This window comes from Psychromonas sp. B3M02 (assembly GCF_003318165.1).
Lineage (GTDB): Bacteria > Pseudomonadota > Gammaproteobacteria > Enterobacterales > Psychromonadaceae > Psychromonas.
Genome location: NZ_QOCB01000009.1, coordinates 21,366 through 40,036, shown reverse-complemented (window position 1 = coordinate 40,036; position 18,671 = coordinate 21,366). Strand labels below are relative to the sequence as shown.

The window sequence follows — 18,671 nt, the reverse complement described above, 5'->3', positions numbered from 1 at the left end:
ATTACTATAAAATGCAAAAATAATTAGATTAAATAATTTATCTCTATTTTATAAAGTAAAAATAACGGTTATTTGTATAATGGCCATTCAAAGGGCCTGATTACCATTTTAAATGAGAACTTTCATGCTCAAGAAAACGCTTCTATTAGTCATTTCATTGTGTTTTATATCCTTGCTGTTTGTTGATGTAGGCGACTTAATTTCCGAAAGAGTTATATATGTTTTATGGCCCATTGGACATGTCACTGTTTTTGCTTTCTGGGCGGCACTATTAATCCTTTACCAACCTAATATTAGAAACTCCTCACTTATCAAACAATGGTATTTATTAACATTATTCTGTTTCGGGCTGGGAGTGACCATTGAACTGATACAGCCTCTCTTTGGTCGTTCTCGACAGCTTGATGATCTTTTCATGAATTATATTGGCGTCTTATTGAGCTTAATTCTGTTCACTCGTCACTCAGTGCATTGGATTGTCAAAACAGGTTATTTTATTGTATTGGGATACTTTTTATTACCTTCAATTACAACTGCATATGATGAAGTTAAAATGCAACTCGAATACCCTAACCTTGCCTCTTTTGATAATGAGGTTGCCTTAACACGTTGGAAAGCAGATCAAAAGTTAACCTTAATAACACCACAAGAGCTGCCTGAAGCAACAACCAATATGATGAAAATTACCTTTGTAAAACGTCAATACAGCGGTGTAGCACTTCGTTATTTTAAAAGAGATTGGCAGCAGTTCAGTCAACTTAGCTTTGATTTATATAACCCTTATAAGCAAGCTTTGCCTGTTACTTTAATCATGACTGATAAACACTACAATAAAGGTAAACCTAATGCACAAGACCGATTTGATAAAATTTTGCAAATAAAACCAGGTTACAACCATATTGATCTGCCATTAGATGAGGTAAAACAAGGGGTCGCATTAAGGGAAATGGATTTAGAAAATATGGCAGGAGTAGATTTTTATATGTATAAATTGAAGACGCCCACATACTTATATTTAGCGTCATTATATTTGCAGTAGTATATGTACTACAGCACTACTAATAGTAGTGGGTTATTAGACTAATAAAGAAAATATCTTTATTAGTCTTGCCAGATAAAACAGTTTAGATGGGGCCGTAAATTTTATCCGTTAAACGAACATGTACTGTGATCTCTTCTCGGTCATGATAGAGGTGCTTTGCTTGAAGCTCGTAATTGAACCCGGCTTCTTCAATCATATCCGTTAAGATTTTAAGATCCTCGGTGGCTTCTTGATAACGTTGTTTCATGGGTAATTTAAGATTAAAAATAGTCTCTTTACACCACCCTTCAATTAACCATTTAGCCATCAACTTTGCAACCCGTTTTGGTTTTTCAATCATGTCACAAACTAACCAATGAATGTTTTTACGCTCAGGTTCAAATTTAAAACCATCTTCCATGTAATGAGTGATTTGCCCTGTTTCCATTAGACTTTCAGCCATTGCACCATTATCTACACAACTAACAAACATACCACGTCTTACTAATTGGTAAGTCCAACCACCTGGACAAGCACCTAGATCCACTGCACGTAAACCTGAATGTGCTCTCGCCTCTTGCTCTTCCTTGGTTAAAAACGTTTGAAATGCTTCATCGAGTTTTAACGTAGAACGACTCGGTGCTTCATTAGGAAAACGTAAACGTGTGATCCCCATATGTTGCTCACTACGGTTATTAGGCAGTGAATAACCCACATAGGCCGTTTCATAATCCATAAAGCAGACGTGTGTACGACGTCGTTTAGGGTTTTCTTTGTTGGTTAAATTATTGTGTTTTTTCAGTGCTTGTCTGAATGGTACGGTGAATTTACGACAAAAAGTCAGTAATGGTTTAGTTTCATCCCCTTCCGGACACTCTACAAACACATCACCGGCCATTGGCAGATTACGAGTTACTTCTAAAATAGGAGAGATTCTATCTTCTGCCGGTAAATCTTCAAGCATGGCAACAGCAACAATCATTTGACGAGCAAAAATTAATTGTGCGAAATTAATTTGCTCTGCTAATGCTTCAACCTGTGCAGGATCATAACAATGATATAATACAAACCCACTATTTTTTAGCGTTTTGATATACCCAAAGACTTCTAATTCATTGGCTTTAGCTTGAATTTCATTAGCACAATCATTTTCAAAACCTGGACGACAATATAACAGAATACCTAACATACAAACCTCAATTTACTGTGTTCAGTAAATCTTTATTTTCTTTGTGAAAAGAGCATTGCTAACGCAATAGATAACCACGCAATGATCAGTAACAAACCACCTAATGGTGTGATCAGAACTAACAGTTTCGATGCAAAAAATACCCAATAATATAAGCTACCACTGAAACATAGCGTACCAATGCTAAAACAATATAAGCTCAAGGTAAGCAAGCGACTTACATAGAATGAGCTTAATATTGCTGTCATTAACAAAGCTAATGCATGCAGTAACTGATATTGCGACGCTAATTTTACCTGTGAGACTTGTTCAGGATCAGCCCATGCAGATAAACCATGACTAGCATAAGCCCCAAACATAACCGCCGTTGCACCTAATAAGGCAGCAACGGCGATAAAACAGCGTGACTGTGTTGAGATAGTTAACACAATAGCTTATTCAGTCACAATAGGATCTAAGCTTTTAGCTAGTTCATCCATTTGTTTCATTTGCGTCAGGAAAGGCACTAGCTTATCAAGTGGCAATGCACATGGACCATCACATTTTGCGTTTGCAGGATCTGGGTGAGACTCTAGGAATAAACCTGCAATACCCTGTGACATCCCCGCTAAACCTAGTTGTACCACTTGGCTACGGCGACCATCAGCGCTATCACTGCGTGCACCTGGTTTTTGTAAAGAGTGGGTAACATCGAAAATCACTGGGTAAGACGTTTCTTTCATGGTGCTGAAACCTAGCATATCAACAACTAAGTTATTGTAACCAAAACAGCTACCACGTTCACACAGGATGATTTTATCATTACCCGCTTCTTTAAATTTAGTGATGATATGTTGCATTTCATGTGGCGCTAAGAATTGCGCTTTTTTCACATTAATCACAGCATTTGTTTCTGCCATTGCTTTAACTAAGTCAGTTTGACGGCTTAAGAATGCAGGTAGTTGAATAACGTCAACCACTTCAGCAACAGGTTTTGCTTGGTACGGTTCGTGAACATCAGTAATAATTGGAACATTAAAGCTAGATTTAATCTCTTCAAAAATACGTAAGCCTTCTTCCAAACCAGGACCACGGAAGCTATTAACCGATGAACGGTTTGCTTTGTCGAATGAAGCTTTAAACACATATGGAATATTCAGTTTAGAGGTAGCTTCAACATAGGTTTCTACCATTTTCATCGCAAGGTCACGCGACTCTAAAACATTCATACCACCAAATAAAACAAATGGAAGATCATTTGCAACTTCAACATTGCCGACTTTGATAATTTTCTGGCTCATTTTTACTCTCTTATTTTTATCGAATTACACGATCAAAATGGTTAGTCATCACAACCTTGCTATGACGGCTATTAGTTAAATAATTAATGGATAACTTGTGCTGTTAGTTCATCACCCATCTGTTTAATCTGTCTTTTTAATAAATTAACAATGGGATCTTCAGGGCACTGTTCAATAAAGTATGTGAAATCATTACATGCTAATTGATAACACTCTAATTGTTGAAATAAGAAACCACGATCTCTTACTTCAAAGGCATCCTCGGGATCCAGCCTTAATAAAATATCACTGCATAATAGAGCTAACTCAATGCTTTCAGCTTGGATATAAGCGGCTTTTAAGACATTAACATAACGTTTAATGATCGTTTCACTGCTATCCGCCTGTAACATATCAGGCGTTAAACGTGCATGATTACCTAATTGGCCACGCACTTTTAATTCTAATTGCAATAAATCAACTATCTCACCATTAAATGGATCGATATATATCGCCTCTCCGTGCAGGTCGACTTTCACGATAAAACCACTTGGAAAGCAGATGCCATTGGCATTAAACCCCGTTTCCTTTAATGATTCAATCAATAAAATACCAAGGCTAATCGGTACGCCTTTACGGCGTGATAATACCGATGATAACAACGCATTTTTAACTTTGAAAAAAGCCTTCCAATCGCCGCTAAATTTTTGCACATGGTATAGGTTATTAAGTAGTCCGCTTAATTTTTCCATATTGTTATCAGCGTAACTTGATAACTGAGACTTGATAACAATCAGTTGTAAACGCATCGCGTCTTGAAGCTCAACTGCTGAATGCCCTGTAATTTCAGATTCAGCCATTCCAGCCAACTGTAAAAGAGAATAAGCGCTATAATCTATTCCTTCATGAATAAAACTGTTAGTAAACACAGTTTCTTCAAGCGTCTCTTTTTCATCTAATTCCACTGTTTACCCCACTAATAAAATAGCTTGTTTAGTGAATGCTAATTTAGCGATATAAGCAAGCCAACCAAACGCACCAATAAAAGATAACCATTGAATATGTGTTTTAGTATTTGGGTTTAATGACACTTGTACCATAGTAAAGTAGGCAACAAATGCGATTATTTTTTCCAATAACCAATATCCACCTAAGGAGAATGGATTCCAATGTACTAGTACCATTAAGGCAATACCTAATAAAATAATAGCTAGGTGAGTATGGGTATGGATTTTTTTATAAATTGGCTTTTGTGCATTAGCATGATCCGTCTTTAACCAATAAAAACGGATGATATAAAGCACGATCGCTAATACGATAAAACTCATATGAGTATGTTTTAAAATGTTATACATTGTTATCCTTGCCCTAAACCAATTGACTCATTGATATTATTTATCATTAAACTTAGTAACTTTGATCATAGCAGTGTAGTAGATTCACGCTACAAAGGTAAATGACCTAAAGTAACCCGGTCATTTTGACCGTAATCTTGCTTTGTTTGCACATCAACAAAGCCATTATCTTGCATAATTTTTTGCACTGATTGCCCTTGATCATAACCATGCTCAAGTAACAAGCTACCACCTGCAGTTAAATAATCTTTAGCTTGTTCGCAAATCAAACGAATATCCGCCAATCCACTCTCTTTGGCAGTTAACGCCGACAGAGGTTCAAATCTTACGTCACCGCTTTTAAGGTGACTATCTAAAGGGTCTATATACGGCGGATTACTAACGATAACATCAAACCTGTTTTGTACATTTTCAAACCAATTACTTTGTTTGATAATAACCTGGTTAAACCCCAGTATTTCGCGGTTTTCACAGGCTAAAGATACGGCATCAGCACTATAGTCTACACCCATACACGTTGCATTTGGCAGTTCACTGGCGAGTGCAAGAATTACCGCACCAGTTCCTGTACCAAGATCTAGAATATGTGCATTTGGGCTAGTCTTGTCTAAGGCTAGTTCCACTAATAATTCAGTATCTGGGCGAGGAATAAGTGTGCTCGCATTGACCTTAAAAGGCAGTGACCAAAACTCACGTTCACCAGTTAAATGTGCCACAGGTTGACCATTAAGGCGTTGTTCAATCAATTGCTCAAAACCTGTTTTTTGTTGCGCAGTTAAATCTCGTTCTGGCCACGTCATTAGATAAATGGTTGGTTTATCTAATACATAAGCTAATAACACCTGCGCATCTAACAAGGCTGAATCACTGCTTACCAGTGTATATTCAGCCCAGACTAATGCATCATCGATACGCAACTACAGTGCACCTTGTGCAAGTGCAGCTAGTTTATCAGCTTGGTCTTCTTGTAGGATAGGATCTAATAACGCATCTAATTCACCTTCTAATACCTCATTCAAACGGTAAATAGTCAGGTTAATACGGTGGTCACTAACACGGCCTTGTGGGTAGTTATAAGTACGAATACGTTCACTACGGTCACCACTTGCTACCAGGCTACGACGAATGTCTTGCTCTTCAGCATTGTTCTTTTCGTCTTCAACTTGTTGTAAACGTGCTTGTAAAACAGACATCGCTTGCGCACGGTTTTTATGTTGTGAGCGTTGATCTTGACACTCTACAACAGTCCCCGTTGGTACGTGTGTAATACGAATAGCAGAATCGGTTTTATTAACGTGCTGACCACCTGCACCAGAAGCGCGGAACGTATCAACTTTCAAATCAGCAGGGTTAATTGAAATCGCTTCTGATTCAGGAATTTCAGGCATAACTACAACGGTACAAGCGGATGTGTGAATACGGCCCTGTGATTCTGTTTCTGGTACACGTTGTACACGGTGACCGCCCGATTCAAACTTCATTAGACCGTAAGCGCCATCACCTTCAATTTGCATGATCACTTCTTTGTAACCGCCCTGCTCACTTTCATTACTGTTCATGATGGTCACGCGCCATTTTTTGCTGTCACAGTATTTACTGTACATACGGAATAAGTTACCTGCAAAAATAGCCGCTTCATCACCACCTGCTCCGGCTCTGATCTCAACAAAACAGTTACGGTCATCATTTGGATCTTTTGGCAGTAATAAAATTTGCAACTCAGCGGCTAATCTTTCTACAGACTCTTTAGCTTCAGTGATCTCATCTTGCGCCATTTCACGCATATCTTCATCGTCATCTTCTAGCATTAATTCTGCTGCAGCTAAGTCTTCTTGAGCCGTTTGAAAGGCTTTAAAGCACAATACTACTTCTTCTAGCTGTGAATACTCTTTAGTTAATTCACGATATTTATCTTGATTACTGATCGTATCAGGGTCACCTAATAGCGCTTGTACTTCTTCATAACGTTCAACTAATATTTCTAACTTTGCAACAATAGATGCTTTCATTTTTATCTCTTCTTATGAATAGTTCAGCAGCGAAACTACTGAGTTATCTCTTTATAATTCGTCTTGTTGGCTTAAACCGAGTGTTAACCTTAATAAAGCTAAATCTTGTTCATTACCTGTTTGGCTGACCGTAGTCAGAGCTTGGCTAGGATGATGAATAAGTTTATTGGTTAATTTAAACGCCAACTCTTTTAATACTTTTTCACTGTCGTTACCGTTCGCTAATGAAGTAATAGCACGTTGTAATAATTCATCTCTTAATTGCTCACTGTTTTGGCGATATAATCGAATGCTCTCTACCGCTTTTAATGACTCTTGCCACGCCATAAAGTCGCTAACACCTGCGACAATAATTTTTTCAGCTTCAATGGCGGCTTCTACTCGTGCTTGTTTATTCTCTTCTATAATGCCCTGTAGGTCATCAACACTATATAGATACGCATCATTTAACTCTGCGACCTGCTGTTCTATATCTCGAGGCACTGCAATATCGATAAATAACATTGGCTGATGGCGACGATCTTTTAACGCACATTCCACCATACCTTTACCAATGATAGGTAAAGGACTCGCGGTGGATGAGATAATAATATCTGACTTAGCCAGATGATTAGGAATTTCTTCTAAGGTAATTGCATTAGCGTTAAACTGCTCTACTAACCCCATTGCACGCTCTAAAGTACGATTAGCAATAGTGATATTTGGCACTTCATGTTCTAGTAAATATTTGCCAACCAACTCAATGGTTTCGCCTGCACCAATTAACAACACACGACTTTTCTTTAAATCACTGAATATTTGTCGAGCTAAAGAAACGGCAGCAAACGCAACTGAGATTGCATTGGCACCAATTTGAGTGTCGGTACGCACACGCTTTGCCACACTAAAGGCATATTGAAACCATTTGTTTAAGGTTTTACTAACCGCTTTCGCTTGACCAGCAGAAGCAAAGGCTTGCTTAATTTGCCCAAGAATCTGTGGTTCACCTAATACTAAAGAGTCTAACCCGCATGACACACGAAATAGGTGATTAACGGCTTGTTGATCTTGGTAGCTATAAAAGTTCTGGTCAAAAGCACCCGCTTCAATGCCATGGAAGTCTGTTAACCATCTTAAAATGGGTGTTATATCGTGTCCTTCATAATGGCAGTAAATTTCACAACGATTACAAGTAGAAATAATAACTGCCTCTTTAACAAGAGGTTGAGATAACAAATCTGCATAAGCCACCATCAAAGAGTCAGGTGCAAAAGCAACTTTTTCTCTCAGTTCAACTGGTGCAGTTTGATGGTTAATTCCTAACGCAAATAATGGCATTTATATAATTCACAGAAACAAGAAATGGAGCAAAATAAAGAGCTGAATTCTACGTAAATTTACCACAAATTTAAAGCGAACTCTGTTTCTATGGTGTATTTAGTTTTAAAAACAAACAATTTTGCTATAACTTTTACTTTATAAAACAGAATAGCAAAATTTCTGCGCTAATATTTTTACATGTCAGCTTCGCTTGGGTATTATCAAGCACTGATTTTCTATCACTAAATTATTGAAGAGCCCATGACTATTAAAAAAATATTTGCCAGCCTTGCGATTACTTTCTCTCTTTCAGGGTGTTCTTACTTATACAATACCTTTGTATATCAAATCGATGTAGTTCAAGGAAACTATATAGACAGTGAAAAATTAGCCCAAGTTGAAATTGGTATGACACAACAACAAATCGTTTACGTGTTAGGCTCTCCAATGTTAATTGATCAATTTGATAGTAATAAATGGTATTACATTCGTTATATCAAACCAGGTGGCGAACCAGTTCAGCAGTCACAAATACTGTTAACTTTTGATGGTAATAAATTAGCCAATATTAGCAGTGATAATATCGAACAAGAAAATCCACTGGTAAAAAACCCTAAAGTGAAAAAAGAGCCAAACGAGGCCGCACAAACGGGCGACACTAAAGTTGCACCTACCACAGAATAAACCCGCTTTAACGTAAAGGAGTGTTTCGACACTCCTTAGCTCCATTCCTTGTTAATTTAAGTGCGCTACATCACTATTAATTAAGGAATTTTTCCAAGAATTGATCTACACCAAACTCCCCTCTATTAGCTTTTGCATTTTATATTTACCTCACTATGATGAAACCTCTTATCAGCAATACAAGTGAGCTAAATAACCATGAAAAATTACTCTGATACTCTGTTAGATGAAATAAAGTTACTCGCGAAATTTCCTGAAACCTCACAATTAGAAGGCTTAAAAATTCATAAAGAAGCTGACCCCAGCATCATTAAAGCGGCACAATCTCTGTTTGATAAAGGTCTTATTTCACAACAAGATGGTGGGTACTTAACCGATAGTGGCTTAGAAACTGCAGATCATCTACACCACCTATTAATCGCACTTCATTAATCTATATTATGGTTGTGGGCTGAGTACGTTGCTCGCCCTCAGCACTTCAGTTGTCGTTTTATCCATTAACAAATACTGCCCATTTATTTTGCTATGTAGATCTCTTAGTTGAGTAAATTGCGCCAACAAGGTACATTCTCCCTTTTGATTCTGTAAAGGTTATTCTCGCTATGAAAGTTATCTCATTTAATATTAACGGGCTACGCGCACGTCTACATCAATTACAAGCAGTAATCGATAAACACCAACCTGATGTAATTGGACTTCAAGAGATCAAAGTACATAATGACGCCTTCCCTGTTGAAGCAGTAGAAGCTATGGGATATCACGTTTATTTCCATGGTCAAAAAGCCCATTACGGTGTTGCTATGTTATGTAAACAAAAACCAACTGATGTGCAATATGGCTTCCCTACTGATAATGAAGAGCATCAGAAACGCATGATTATGGTGACTGTGCCTGATGAAGATGGACAGCCAGTGCGAATTTTAAACGGTTATTTCCCACAGGGTGAGAATCAAACCCATGAAATTAAATACCCGTATAAGCGTCAATTTTATCAAGATTTAAATACATATCTGAATGAGCATCATACTGCCGAGGAAAATGTTATCGTGATGGGTGATATTAATATCTCACCATTAGATCTAGATATTGGTATTGGCGAAGCAAATGCTAAACGTTGGTTACAAACAAAAAAATGTAGCTTCCTACCTGAAGAGCGTGAATGGTTAGCAACCTTAATGAAGTTTGGTTTCACAGATACCTTCCGTTTATTACACCCAGAAGAAGATCAAAAGTTTAGTTGGTTTGATTATCGTTCTCGTGGTTTTGATGATAACCGTGGTTTACGTATTGACGTGGTATTAGCAACCCCAGCATTGGCAGAGAAAACCGTTGAAGCAGATATCGATTATGAATTAAGAGGGATCGATAAACCATCAGATCATGCTCCAATCTGGACTGAATTTGCTTAACCCCTTAACCTAATACTCAAAAGGCTCAAGTATCACTTAATTATCTCCAATTTAAGTGAAACTTGAGCCTTTATTTTTAATCGTAAAAAATAACTAGGTTTTCTTAGGCCATTTTAATAAATTACAATCTTCTAACTCTGCTAATTTTTCCTGACAAGCTTGTAAATGAAACAACTCACCTAAACTTGGCGCAGCACTAAAGTTAAATGCCTGTTCTTGATAGACAAATTGAATTTGAAAAGCATGTAAATATCCACGGTCATAACGGTGTGCATCTTCCGTTGCATAGATAGGATCACCACAAATCGCACTGCCTATACTTTTTAACGCCACACGAATTTGATGTGTTTTACCTGTTTTAGGCTTAACCACAAACAAACGTTTACCTTCTCCTAATGAAAAACTAAAAAACTGTGTGATCGCTAAATTCTCAGTATTTCTAGTTAGTTTCCACATTGAACGACGTGATTTTTCCATGCCACCTTTAATTAAACCTTGAGACTTTTTAGGTTTTTTATCTGCAATGGCTAAGTAAAATTTTTGAATATCCTGACTTTTAAATAATTCTGACAACCGGTTTGCCGCTACTGATGACTTAGCTAATAATAAAATGCCCGAGGTCATTTTATCTAAACGATGCACACTGAATAACTTCTGTTTGAAATAACGTTCCGCGGCAACTACTACCCCAAACTCACCATCTTCACTATGAAAGTTAATACCGGGATGTTTATTGATGACTACAAAATCATCTTCTTCTGATACAACTGAAAAGTATGTACTTTCTACTGTGATTGCCTCTTGCATCGCTACCCTATTATTCATCAAAGACTAAATTCTGCGCCGCACTATAAGCTAAATTACTCAATAATTGTGGCAAAATCGCTAATATTTCATGGTATTCAGGTAATTGGTCAACTATCGCTAAGAATTGCGGGTCATTAGCATCCACGGGAGCAAGTTTGGTTAATAGTAAAATAGTTGTCTGTAATATATTTTCACTATTACTATCACCTTCCACTGATTCCCATTGTTCGCTAAACACTTCAATAGCCGCTAAGAAACCACTAGCAAATTGAACTGCTTGTTCAGTTAACTGTTTATCTGGGGTTAACCAATCATGACATTGTAATCCATTCAGCGGAATCGCTTCTTGATAAGATGCTTGAATTTCATTGCTAAGCGCGAGTACTTTTTGCGCATAGTTAGTGGCTTGTTGTTCATTATCAAAAGTCATCTCCGCATCAGCTTGCCACAGATAACTTAACCATTGATCCAAATCTAATAACTCTGGCAGAGCCTGCACACTACACATGAAACCAATTTGATAGTAACTAGTGTGTAAGCCTTTTATACTATTAAATTGACCATTCAGTTCGATAAAATCAAACAATGCCATTTTTTGATTGTCGGGCATATTAACTCCTAGTAGTAGTGTGTTTAGTATGAAATATTAATACTATATATTTGAGATATAAAAAAGCCTACTTAAAAGTAGGCTTAATCGATATATCTATAAAGATGTATATTAGCTTTTAAGCCTAATATAGAACGTTTGATAGATCGTATAAATCTTGACGGAATGGACGTTTCATTTCAGTTAGACATTCGATGATGTCATGGTCAACCATCTCACCACACTTAATACCAATACAACGTGCACTCTTACCAGCCATCAGTAGATCAACAGCGTAAGCACCCATACGGCTTGCTAAAATACGGTCAAATGCCATTGGTGCACCACCACGTTGGATATGACCTAATGTTGTCGCACGTGTTTCACGTTTAGTTCTTTGTTCGATACGTTTTGCTAAAGCAGTCACATCAGTAATGTGCTCAGTAATAGCAACAATCGCGTGCTTTTTACCTTTTTCTTCGCCTAATTGAATTTGTTCAATTAATTTATCTTCATCGAAATCAACTTCAGGAACGATAACGTACTCACTACCACCAGCAATCGCAGCCCATAGTGTTAAATCACCACAGTAACGTCCCATCATTTCTACAATAGAGATACGGTTATGTGATGAAGAGGTGTCACGTAAACGGTCCACTGCATCAACAATCGTATTTAAACAAGTCATGAAACCGATAGTGAAATCAGTACCCGCAATGTCATTATCGATTGTGCCAGGAATACCGATACATGGGTAACCCATTTCGCTTAATTTTAATGCACCCATGTATGAACCATCACCGCCAATAACGATTAATGCTTCAATACCGTGCTTTTCTAATTGCTGAATCGCTTCTTTACGAACACTTTCTTCTTTAAATTCTGGGAAACGAGCTGTTCCTAGAAATGTGCCGCCGCGATTAATAACATCAGATACTGAATGACGATCCATTTGTTCGATTTTATCTGCATGTAATCCTGCATAACCATCATAAATACCGAACACTTCGATATCGTGAGAAAGACAAGTACGTACTACTGCTCGCACTGCAGAATTCATACCCGGCGCATCGCCACCACTTGTAAGCACACCAATTTTTTTAATCACAATTTACCTCAACCAATTACACTAATTGATAAAAACCATAAGACTATTGCCATATAGACTATGATAATCATCTATAAAATTAAAACTTTTATATTTTAACTCAAGTTAAATGTAGTTTTCTACATGAGTTGCAGAAAGTAAACGTCCAGAACCACATCAATTTTGTTAAAATAGCTAATATTTAATCATTGGTTTTTCATGTAAACAACCTCTGATACTTCGTGCCTCAAGCATACAATATCTGAAGGCTGTAGAATAACAATATTATGCATTTTCTTGTTAAAAAGGCCTTTCTTTGCTTTTTTATTAATCTGGATCAGTAATCTTTTTTAAATTGTCACAAAGTTGCAATAAGTAGGCTATATTGTGTTTAACAAATAAAAGGAGAAGAAGATGAAAAGTAAAAAGAAAACGTTAAGAAACAAACATATTTGGTTTTCAGTATGGAACCCAAAAACAACTCAAATGAGCCCTAAATGCGATGCTGGCTATCGCCCAATTAGACAATCAACTCGATAAAAAACCATTAATAAATAACACAAGGTTTATTAAAACCTAATTCCCCGTTCCCATAATACCTTTTCGAATAGATACAAAAAAGCAGGTTATAAAACCTGCTTTTAAATACCCTTTATAATCTCTATAAATTAACCTAGTTTATCCGATGCTACCGCATATGACGGATCTTCAATTAGGTTCATTTCCACTAGTACACCTGCTTTATGCAATAACTTTCGACAGTCTTTACTTAGGTGACGAATATGCAGTTTTTTGCCTTCTTTTACATAGCGCTCGTTAAGTACACTAATCGCTTCAATAGCAGAATGGTCTGCTACACGACAGGATGCAAAATCAACCGTCACATGACGAGGGTCATTTTTAACGTCGAATAATTCTAAGAAATTACTCACAGAACCAAAGAATAATGGGCCATTGATAGCGTAAGATTTTTCAGTTTTATCTTCATTTTCAGCAACATTTGCATGGATATGACGAGCATGTTCCCATGCAAATACCAATGCAGAAACAATCACACCAACAAAAACAGCAATAGCAAGGTCAGTGAACACAGTTACCGTACTTACTAATACAATCACAATTGCATCTTTAACTGGCACATTACGCATCATTTTGAATGAAGCCCATTCAAAAGTACCTAATACAACAATAAACATCACACCCACTAATGCAGCTAGCGGTACAATTTCAATTAAACCAGATGCAAATAAAATAAACGCTAATAACGCAAGTGCAGCGGTAATACCAGATAAACGACCACGTCCACCTGAGTTAATGTTAATCATAGACTGACCAATCATCGCACAACCACCCATGCCACCAAATACGCCATTCACCATATTTGATGCACCTTGAGCAACACACTCTTTATTAGGACGGCCACGTGTCCCTGTCATCTCATCAACAACGGTCAAGGTTAATAGAGATTCAATTAGACCAACTGCAGCTAGAATCAGAGAGTATGGCAAAATAACGTGTAATGTTTCTAAATTGAACGGAACCATTGGAAGCGCAAAGGTTGGTAAATTACCCGCAATTGTCGCATTTTCATCGCCACTCATACTTTGTAGAAAGTCTAATACGGTGCGAGTTTCTAATGCAGGAACAAAATAAACTAACAAAGTCACGACCACAATCGCCACTAATGTAGAAGGCACTGCGTTAGTTAACTTAGGTAAAAAGTGGATAATCGCCATGGTTAACGCGATTAAAGCTAACATGATATAAAGTGCATTGCCCTGTAACCAAGTTAAGTTACCCGCGGCATCTTTCACTTTAAATTGACCTAGTTGCGCTAAAAAGATAACGATAGCTAAGCCATTCACAAAACCAATCATCACTGAATGTGGCACCATACGAATGAATTTACCAAAATGCAAAACACCACATAAAATTTGGAATAATCCTGCCAACATAACCGCAGCAAATAGATACTCAACACCGTGTGAGCTTACTAATGCAACCATTACAACAGCCATTGCTCCGGTTGCGCCAGAGATCATACCTGGACGACCACCAAAGATAGAGGTGATTAAACCAACCATAAATGCCGCATATAAACCAATCATTGGTTCAACACCTGCAACAAAGGCAAAGGCCACTGCTTCTGGTACCAGTGCCAAAGCAACTGTTAAACCTGAAAGCACATCATTTTTAACACTGCTTTTATTTATTTGGGGGAATTCAAACACCGCTGTTGTTCCTTTTTAGGGGTAAAATATAGGGCGCGTATTATAGCGCCCATTTAAGGTAACAGCAAAACAAACAAATTTTAATTTGTATGTTGTTTAAGCGCTGAGTTCAGCTAGCTCTTGTTGTAGATTATCGTCTGTTAAATGCATATCAATATAGCGTGATTTTTTCTTCTCTTTTAGATAAGTTAAATCCACCACTACTAAGCCATCGATACAATTATTAAAGTCCGGATCAATATTAAAATCAACAAACTGCACACCACCTTCATGGCACAATTCAGTGTATTGTTTATATAAGGTTGGCACACTGACCCCCATATTATTCATCATGGTTTTTAATTTCATAAAGTCTTTAGCGTAGTTTTCACCAGTGAAATAACTTAACAATTCGTTGTCTAACTCATCTGAAATATTATAGGCATTTCTGGGTTGAGCCAGGTCCCCCTGTGCAGGAAAATATAGCTGATAAAAATAGACTAGATACGCATGTGCCTTTTTAGGTAATGAAGCACTTAAAGAAACAGGCCCAAATAGATAACGAATATCTTTATTCATGGCTAAATAAGCACCAATTCCCTGCCATAGATAATCTAAGCTGCGTTTTCCCCAATACCTAGGCTGTACAAAACTACGCCCAAGCTCTATACCTCGTTCAAAATAGGGGTGCATATCTGCTTTATAGTCAAACAACTGGTCGCTGTATAAACCACTGACTCCTTTATCGCTTATTAAGCGTGAAGTAGTGGTAAAACGATAAGCACCTACTAATTCTAACTGCTCTTTATCCCACAAAATAATATGAAGATATTCAAAATCAAACTCATCTAGATCGCGTTTTTCTCCAGTACCTTCACCAACAGCACGAAACGTAACTTCTCGACAACGCCCTAGCTCTTTTAAAATAACCCCATGATCGGGTTTTTCTAAGAGGTAAATATTCTTGCCATCAGAGGTGCTGCCTAATAACTGACATTTCTCAATAGCATGCTTTAATTCCACCCGTGGAACAGGATGAGCAATTACCGATTCTGTTTTAAAGTAACTTCGCTGCCCTTTTGCTACTCGATAAACCTCTTTCTGTAATAGGTTTACTTTTACTTTAGTTGATAGTTTATTTTTACCATAACTTTCAAAAGGGATTAACTTACCAATTCTGACATTGATGCTTTGCTCGTTATGTTTAAACATCTCTTTAACGAGTAACAAACTCGCTAATGGTTTGTAAAAGAAAGAAGAGGCATAAAAGGTCCAGGAGTTTCTCGCTTTAATATGTATCGGTAATATGGGAGCTTTGGCACGTGAGGCAATTTTCAAAAAGCCTTTATGCCACTGACAATCTTTAATCCCTTTTGGTGTAAAGCGAGAGACTTCCCCCGCAGGAAAGATAATTAATGCCCCATCAGCAGATAAGAAGTCATGAATATTCAGTAAATCTTGTTTGGCGGTATTACCCGACATGTTATTAACGGGCAATAATAGCTCTTGAAGTGGTTTTATTTCCATTAATAGTTCATTAGCGACCACTTTTACATCACCGCGAATCTTCTTCACTAGATGTAATAAAGCCAAACCATCTAATGAACCAATTGGATGGTTAGCAATAATCACCACACGACCAGAAACAGGTATACGCTCTATTTGTTTATCTATCGTTGCAAAACTGAAGTCAAAATAATCGAGTGTTTTCTCAATTAAATCAAAACCTTTAAGATTGGGGTAGCGTGCTGAAAATTGTACAAATTCACTTTCATGTAATAAATTTTTACATAAAGAACTTAATAATTTATGTTGTAAGGAGTTTTCCACTAGTTGTGGAAAGTACTTTTTGAACATCTCTTGACTTGAAATCATCCTATCATCACCCTTCTATCCTGTTTAAAGTAGGATAGAAAGGTAAAATGACAGGCGAGTTACAAATTTAAGACTTATTCATGACAAGTGAGTCAAACAAAATGAACAACAATCACTTTTATTTAATTTGCAAATTCTGTTTCTGCTTCCCAGGCATTTTGGTGGTATTGATAAAGCACATTACTGCCTAAATAATTAACTTTTACCTTGTCTTTATGTAAATAAAAATCTTTATTAAAGGAAAAAGCTCCTTTTAACAAAGGTAAAGTTAACCACTTCGTTGGTACATTTAACGTGTTAATCTTTGATATTCGCTGTGACGCAGATTGTCCACGTTTAGTGCCAATACTCCAGCCCCATTCACCAAATGACGGAACATTTTGATGGTACTGTTCGGTATTAAAGCCTGCTTCTTGCAACGTTTTACCAATAGAGATAAATGCAGATTGCGCATGGAATGGTGAAGTAGATTGCACAACAATAGCCCCATCACCACTTAACAAGTTTTTCAAACGATAATAGAAATTCACGCTATACATCTTATTTAAATCAGGATGGCTAGGGTCAGGCAAATCAACAATGATCGCATCAAAACTCTGTTTATTCGCTAATAAACGGTCTATAGCGATAAAGGCATCATCATTAATGACCTTCACACCTGGCTGATTAAAACTATCTTGTGTTAAACGTTTAATTTTATCACTCAGGTGAGGTGGTAATGCTTGCTCTGGGTATTTAAATAATGCGATCAGCTTAGGATCAAGATCAACCAGAGTCACTTGTTCAGGTTGCCACTTTTGAACTTCACGTAAAGCTAAACCATCACCCCCACCAATAATTAAAATATGTTGATGGCGTGCAGATACTTGCATCACTGGCTGCACTAAAAACTCGTGATAGATATGTTCATCTAAACTTGAAAATTGTAATCGACCATTAATATAAAAGTTATAGATAGGATCATAACCACCACCCAGTAAACGCTCAGTAAATACCAAATTCTGATAAGTGGTTTGCGTTTGATACACCACTTTGTCTAAATACAACATATTTTGCATCTGCTTTTGCCAGTTGTTACCGAACAAAAATACTAATACAATCAAACCACCTAAACAAAGGTGACCTACAATCAATTTTGTTCTGTGTTTTAGATGATCTTTAAAACGTACTAAAAATACAAAACCCGCAATCAAATTTAATGAAGCGGTCAGAGCGGCTGCTTGGCTGATCTCAATTTTCAACATAAACAGCACCCAAATCGCAGCACCAACACCGGCACCAATATAATCGGCACCATAAATAGTGCCTGCATTATGCGCTAAACGCTGTCCGTAAACAGTTTCTCTGATCCTTGCAATCAATGGGATCTCCATCCCGATCAAAAAACCTAAAATAAACGCAAATAGATAAGGCAGTTTGGTGGTTAACCAAGATAATGTTGCTAAAAAATCCCCTTTTAGTAGCACATCGTTAGGTATTTGGTAAGTATCAGCAATAACTTGCGGTAAGGTTTGACTAAAACCGATCACAGAAGCAATAAATAAGGTAGCACTACAACCAATCAGCGCAACAATGAGCTCTAAAAACACAAAGCCTTGAAAGGCATCTTTTACCTTTTTAGCAGCAAAAGCACCCAATCCCATGGAGACAATCATTATTCCAATAATCGCATAAATGACTGTTTCAACACTGCCTAAAATACGCGCAGAGTAATGAGATAATAGGTACTCATATATCAGACCACAACAGGCTAATGTGGCCATAATTAGAATTAAAAAAGCATCATCAATAAGTAGGTTGAGCTGTTTGCTATTGAGGGATTTAAGGCGCATACAATTAAATTCGCTTATAAAAAAGGCCATCAGATGATGGCCTAGT

Annotated in this window: 18 protein-coding genes; 4 read left to right on the top strand and 14 right to left on the bottom strand. The window is 37.2% G+C overall.

The annotated features are described in order from the left end of the window. Positions 1 to 124: 124 nt before the first annotated feature. On the top strand, positions 125 to 1,039 hold the full coding sequence (locus DS885_RS00860; RefSeq protein ID WP_181817669.1) for a VanZ family protein: 915 nt from the start codon (positions 125 to 127) through the stop codon (positions 1,037 to 1,039). Positions 1,040 to 1,124: 85 nt separating this feature from the next. Here DS885_RS00860 and rlmM read toward each other — a convergent pair whose 3' ends face one another. From rlmM to hemA, 8 genes are all read right to left on the bottom strand, one after another. Beyond that, complete coding sequence (rlmM, locus tag DS885_RS00855) at positions 1,125 to 2,210, bottom strand: 23S rRNA (cytidine(2498)-2'-O)-methyltransferase RlmM (protein ID WP_113817513.1); 1,086 nt, start codon at positions 2,208 to 2,210, stop codon at positions 1,125 to 1,127. A gap of 32 nt (positions 2,211 to 2,242) precedes the next feature. Next, positions 2,243 to 2,638 carry a DUF423 domain-containing protein gene (locus tag DS885_RS00850; RefSeq protein WP_258546807.1) on the bottom strand — a complete coding sequence of 132 codons (396 nt, stop codon included), beginning with the start codon at positions 2,636 to 2,638 and terminating at the stop codon, positions 2,243 to 2,245. A 6-nt stretch (positions 2,639 to 2,644) separates the two neighbouring features. After that, entirely contained in the window at positions 2,645 to 3,490 is an 846-nt protein-coding gene (gene kdsA, locus DS885_RS00845; protein WP_113817512.1) for a 3-deoxy-8-phosphooctulonate synthase, read from the bottom strand. A gap of 83 nt (positions 3,491 to 3,573) precedes the next feature. Then, complete coding sequence (locus tag DS885_RS00840) at positions 3,574 to 4,434, bottom strand: SirB1 family protein (RefSeq protein ID WP_258546806.1); 861 nt, start codon at positions 4,432 to 4,434, stop codon at positions 3,574 to 3,576. A gap of 3 nt (positions 4,435 to 4,437) precedes the next feature. Beyond that, entirely contained in the window at positions 4,438 to 4,824 is a 387-nt protein-coding gene (locus DS885_RS00835) for a SirB2 family protein (protein ID WP_113817511.1), read from the bottom strand. 89 nt (positions 4,825 to 4,913) lie between these two features. Further along, positions 4,914 to 5,741, bottom strand: a complete 828-nt coding sequence (prmC, locus tag DS885_RS00830) for a peptide chain release factor N(5)-glutamine methyltransferase (RefSeq protein ID WP_113817510.1) — start codon at positions 5,739 to 5,741, stop codon at positions 4,914 to 4,916. After that, entirely contained in the window at positions 5,742 to 6,833 is a 1,092-nt protein-coding gene (prfA, locus tag DS885_RS00825; RefSeq protein ID WP_113817509.1) for a peptide chain release factor 1, read from the bottom strand. It lies immediately after the preceding gene. A gap of 51 nt (positions 6,834 to 6,884) precedes the next feature. Next, positions 6,885 to 8,150: a glutamyl-tRNA reductase gene (hemA, locus tag DS885_RS00820; RefSeq protein WP_113817508.1), complete on the bottom strand. Its 1,266-nt coding sequence runs from the start codon at positions 8,148 to 8,150 to the stop codon at positions 6,885 to 6,887. 243 nt (positions 8,151 to 8,393) lie between these two features. On the opposite strand from hemA, the gene DS885_RS00815 reads away from it, so the two are divergent. From DS885_RS00815 to xthA, 3 genes are all read left to right on the top strand, one after another. Beyond that, on the top strand, positions 8,394 to 8,816 hold the full coding sequence (locus DS885_RS00815; protein WP_113817507.1) for an outer membrane protein assembly factor BamE: 423 nt from the start codon (positions 8,394 to 8,396) through the stop codon (positions 8,814 to 8,816). A 198-nt stretch (positions 8,817 to 9,014) separates the two neighbouring features. Then, positions 9,015 to 9,248 carry a TIGR02647 family protein gene (locus DS885_RS00810; RefSeq protein ID WP_113817506.1) on the top strand — a complete coding sequence of 78 codons (234 nt, stop codon included), beginning with the start codon at positions 9,015 to 9,017 and terminating at the stop codon, positions 9,246 to 9,248. A gap of 170 nt (positions 9,249 to 9,418) precedes the next feature. Then, the gene (xthA, locus tag DS885_RS00805) at positions 9,419 to 10,225 is read left to right on the top strand and encodes an exodeoxyribonuclease III (RefSeq protein WP_113817505.1); all 807 of its coding nucleotides are present in this window, start codon (positions 9,419 to 9,421) and stop codon (positions 10,223 to 10,225) included. 93 nt (positions 10,226 to 10,318) lie between these two features. On the opposite strand, the gene DS885_RS00800 is transcribed toward xthA, so the two are convergent. The 6 genes from DS885_RS00800 to DS885_RS00775 form a co-directional block, all read right to left on the bottom strand. Further along, on the bottom strand, positions 10,319 to 11,032 hold the full coding sequence (locus DS885_RS00800) for a TIGR01621 family pseudouridine synthase (RefSeq protein WP_113817504.1): 714 nt from the start codon (positions 11,030 to 11,032) through the stop codon (positions 10,319 to 10,321). Positions 11,033 to 11,042: 10 nt separating this feature from the next. Further along, a complete protein-coding gene (locus DS885_RS00795; protein ID WP_113817503.1) occupies positions 11,043 to 11,642 on the bottom strand; it encodes a UPF0149 family protein in 600 nt (199 codons plus the stop codon). Between the two features lie 124 nt (positions 11,643 to 11,766). Beyond that, positions 11,767 to 12,729, bottom strand: coding sequence for a 6-phosphofructokinase (gene pfkA, locus DS885_RS00790; protein WP_113817502.1), 963 nt, complete (start codon positions 12,727 to 12,729; stop codon positions 11,767 to 11,769). 647 nt (positions 12,730 to 13,376) lie between these two features. Next, the gene (locus tag DS885_RS00785) at positions 13,377 to 14,939 is read right to left on the bottom strand and encodes a SulP family inorganic anion transporter (protein WP_113817501.1); all 1,563 of its coding nucleotides are present in this window, start codon (positions 14,937 to 14,939) and stop codon (positions 13,377 to 13,379) included. A 96-nt stretch (positions 14,940 to 15,035) separates the two neighbouring features. Beyond that, positions 15,036 to 16,793 carry a lysophospholipid acyltransferase family protein gene (locus DS885_RS00780; protein ID WP_113817500.1) on the bottom strand — a complete coding sequence of 586 codons (1,758 nt, stop codon included), beginning with the start codon at positions 16,791 to 16,793 and terminating at the stop codon, positions 15,036 to 15,038. 122 nt (positions 16,794 to 16,915) lie between these two features. Further along, complete coding sequence (locus tag DS885_RS00775) at positions 16,916 to 18,625, bottom strand: polyamine aminopropyltransferase (protein ID WP_113817535.1); 1,710 nt, start codon at positions 18,623 to 18,625, stop codon at positions 16,916 to 16,918. Positions 18,626 to 18,671 lie beyond the last annotated feature (46 nt).

Excerpts from the sequence above, each read along its gene's own strand:
- DS885_RS00860 (WP_181817669.1), top strand. The coding sequence starts at position 125 with ATGCTCAAGAAAACGCTTCTATTAGTCATTTCATTGTGTTTTATATCC.
- rlmM (WP_113817513.1), bottom strand. The coding sequence starts at position 2,210 with ATGTTAGGTATTCTGTTATATTGTCGTCCAGGTTTTGAAAATGATTGT.
- kdsA (WP_113817512.1), bottom strand. The coding sequence starts at position 3,490 with ATGAGCCAGAAAATTATCAAAGTCGGCAATGTTGAAGTTGCAAATGAT.
- DS885_RS00835 (WP_113817511.1), bottom strand. The coding sequence starts at position 4,824 with ATGTATAACATTTTAAAACATACTCATATGAGTTTTATCGTATTAGCG.
- prfA (WP_113817509.1), bottom strand. The coding sequence starts at position 6,833 with ATGAAAGCATCTATTGTTGCAAAGTTAGAAATATTAGTTGAACGTTAT.
- hemA (WP_113817508.1), bottom strand. The coding sequence starts at position 8,150 with ATGCCATTATTTGCGTTAGGAATTAACCATCAAACTGCACCAGTTGAA.
- DS885_RS00815 (WP_113817507.1), top strand. The coding sequence starts at position 8,394 with ATGACTATTAAAAAAATATTTGCCAGCCTTGCGATTACTTTCTCTCTT.
- DS885_RS00810 (WP_113817506.1), top strand. The coding sequence starts at position 9,015 with ATGAAAAATTACTCTGATACTCTGTTAGATGAAATAAAGTTACTCGCG.
- xthA (WP_113817505.1), top strand. The coding sequence starts at position 9,419 with ATGAAAGTTATCTCATTTAATATTAACGGGCTACGCGCACGTCTACAT.
- DS885_RS00800 (WP_113817504.1), bottom strand. The coding sequence starts at position 11,032 with ATGCAAGAGGCAATCACAGTAGAAAGTACATACTTTTCAGTTGTATCA.
- DS885_RS00795 (WP_113817503.1), bottom strand. The coding sequence starts at position 11,642 with ATGCCCGACAATCAAAAAATGGCATTGTTTGATTTTATCGAACTGAAT.
- DS885_RS00780 (WP_113817500.1), bottom strand. The coding sequence starts at position 16,793 with ATGATTTCAAGTCAAGAGATGTTCAAAAAGTACTTTCCACAACTAGTG.
- DS885_RS00775 (WP_113817535.1), bottom strand. The coding sequence starts at position 18,625 with ATGCGCCTTAAATCCCTCAATAGCAAACAGCTCAACCTACTTATTGAT.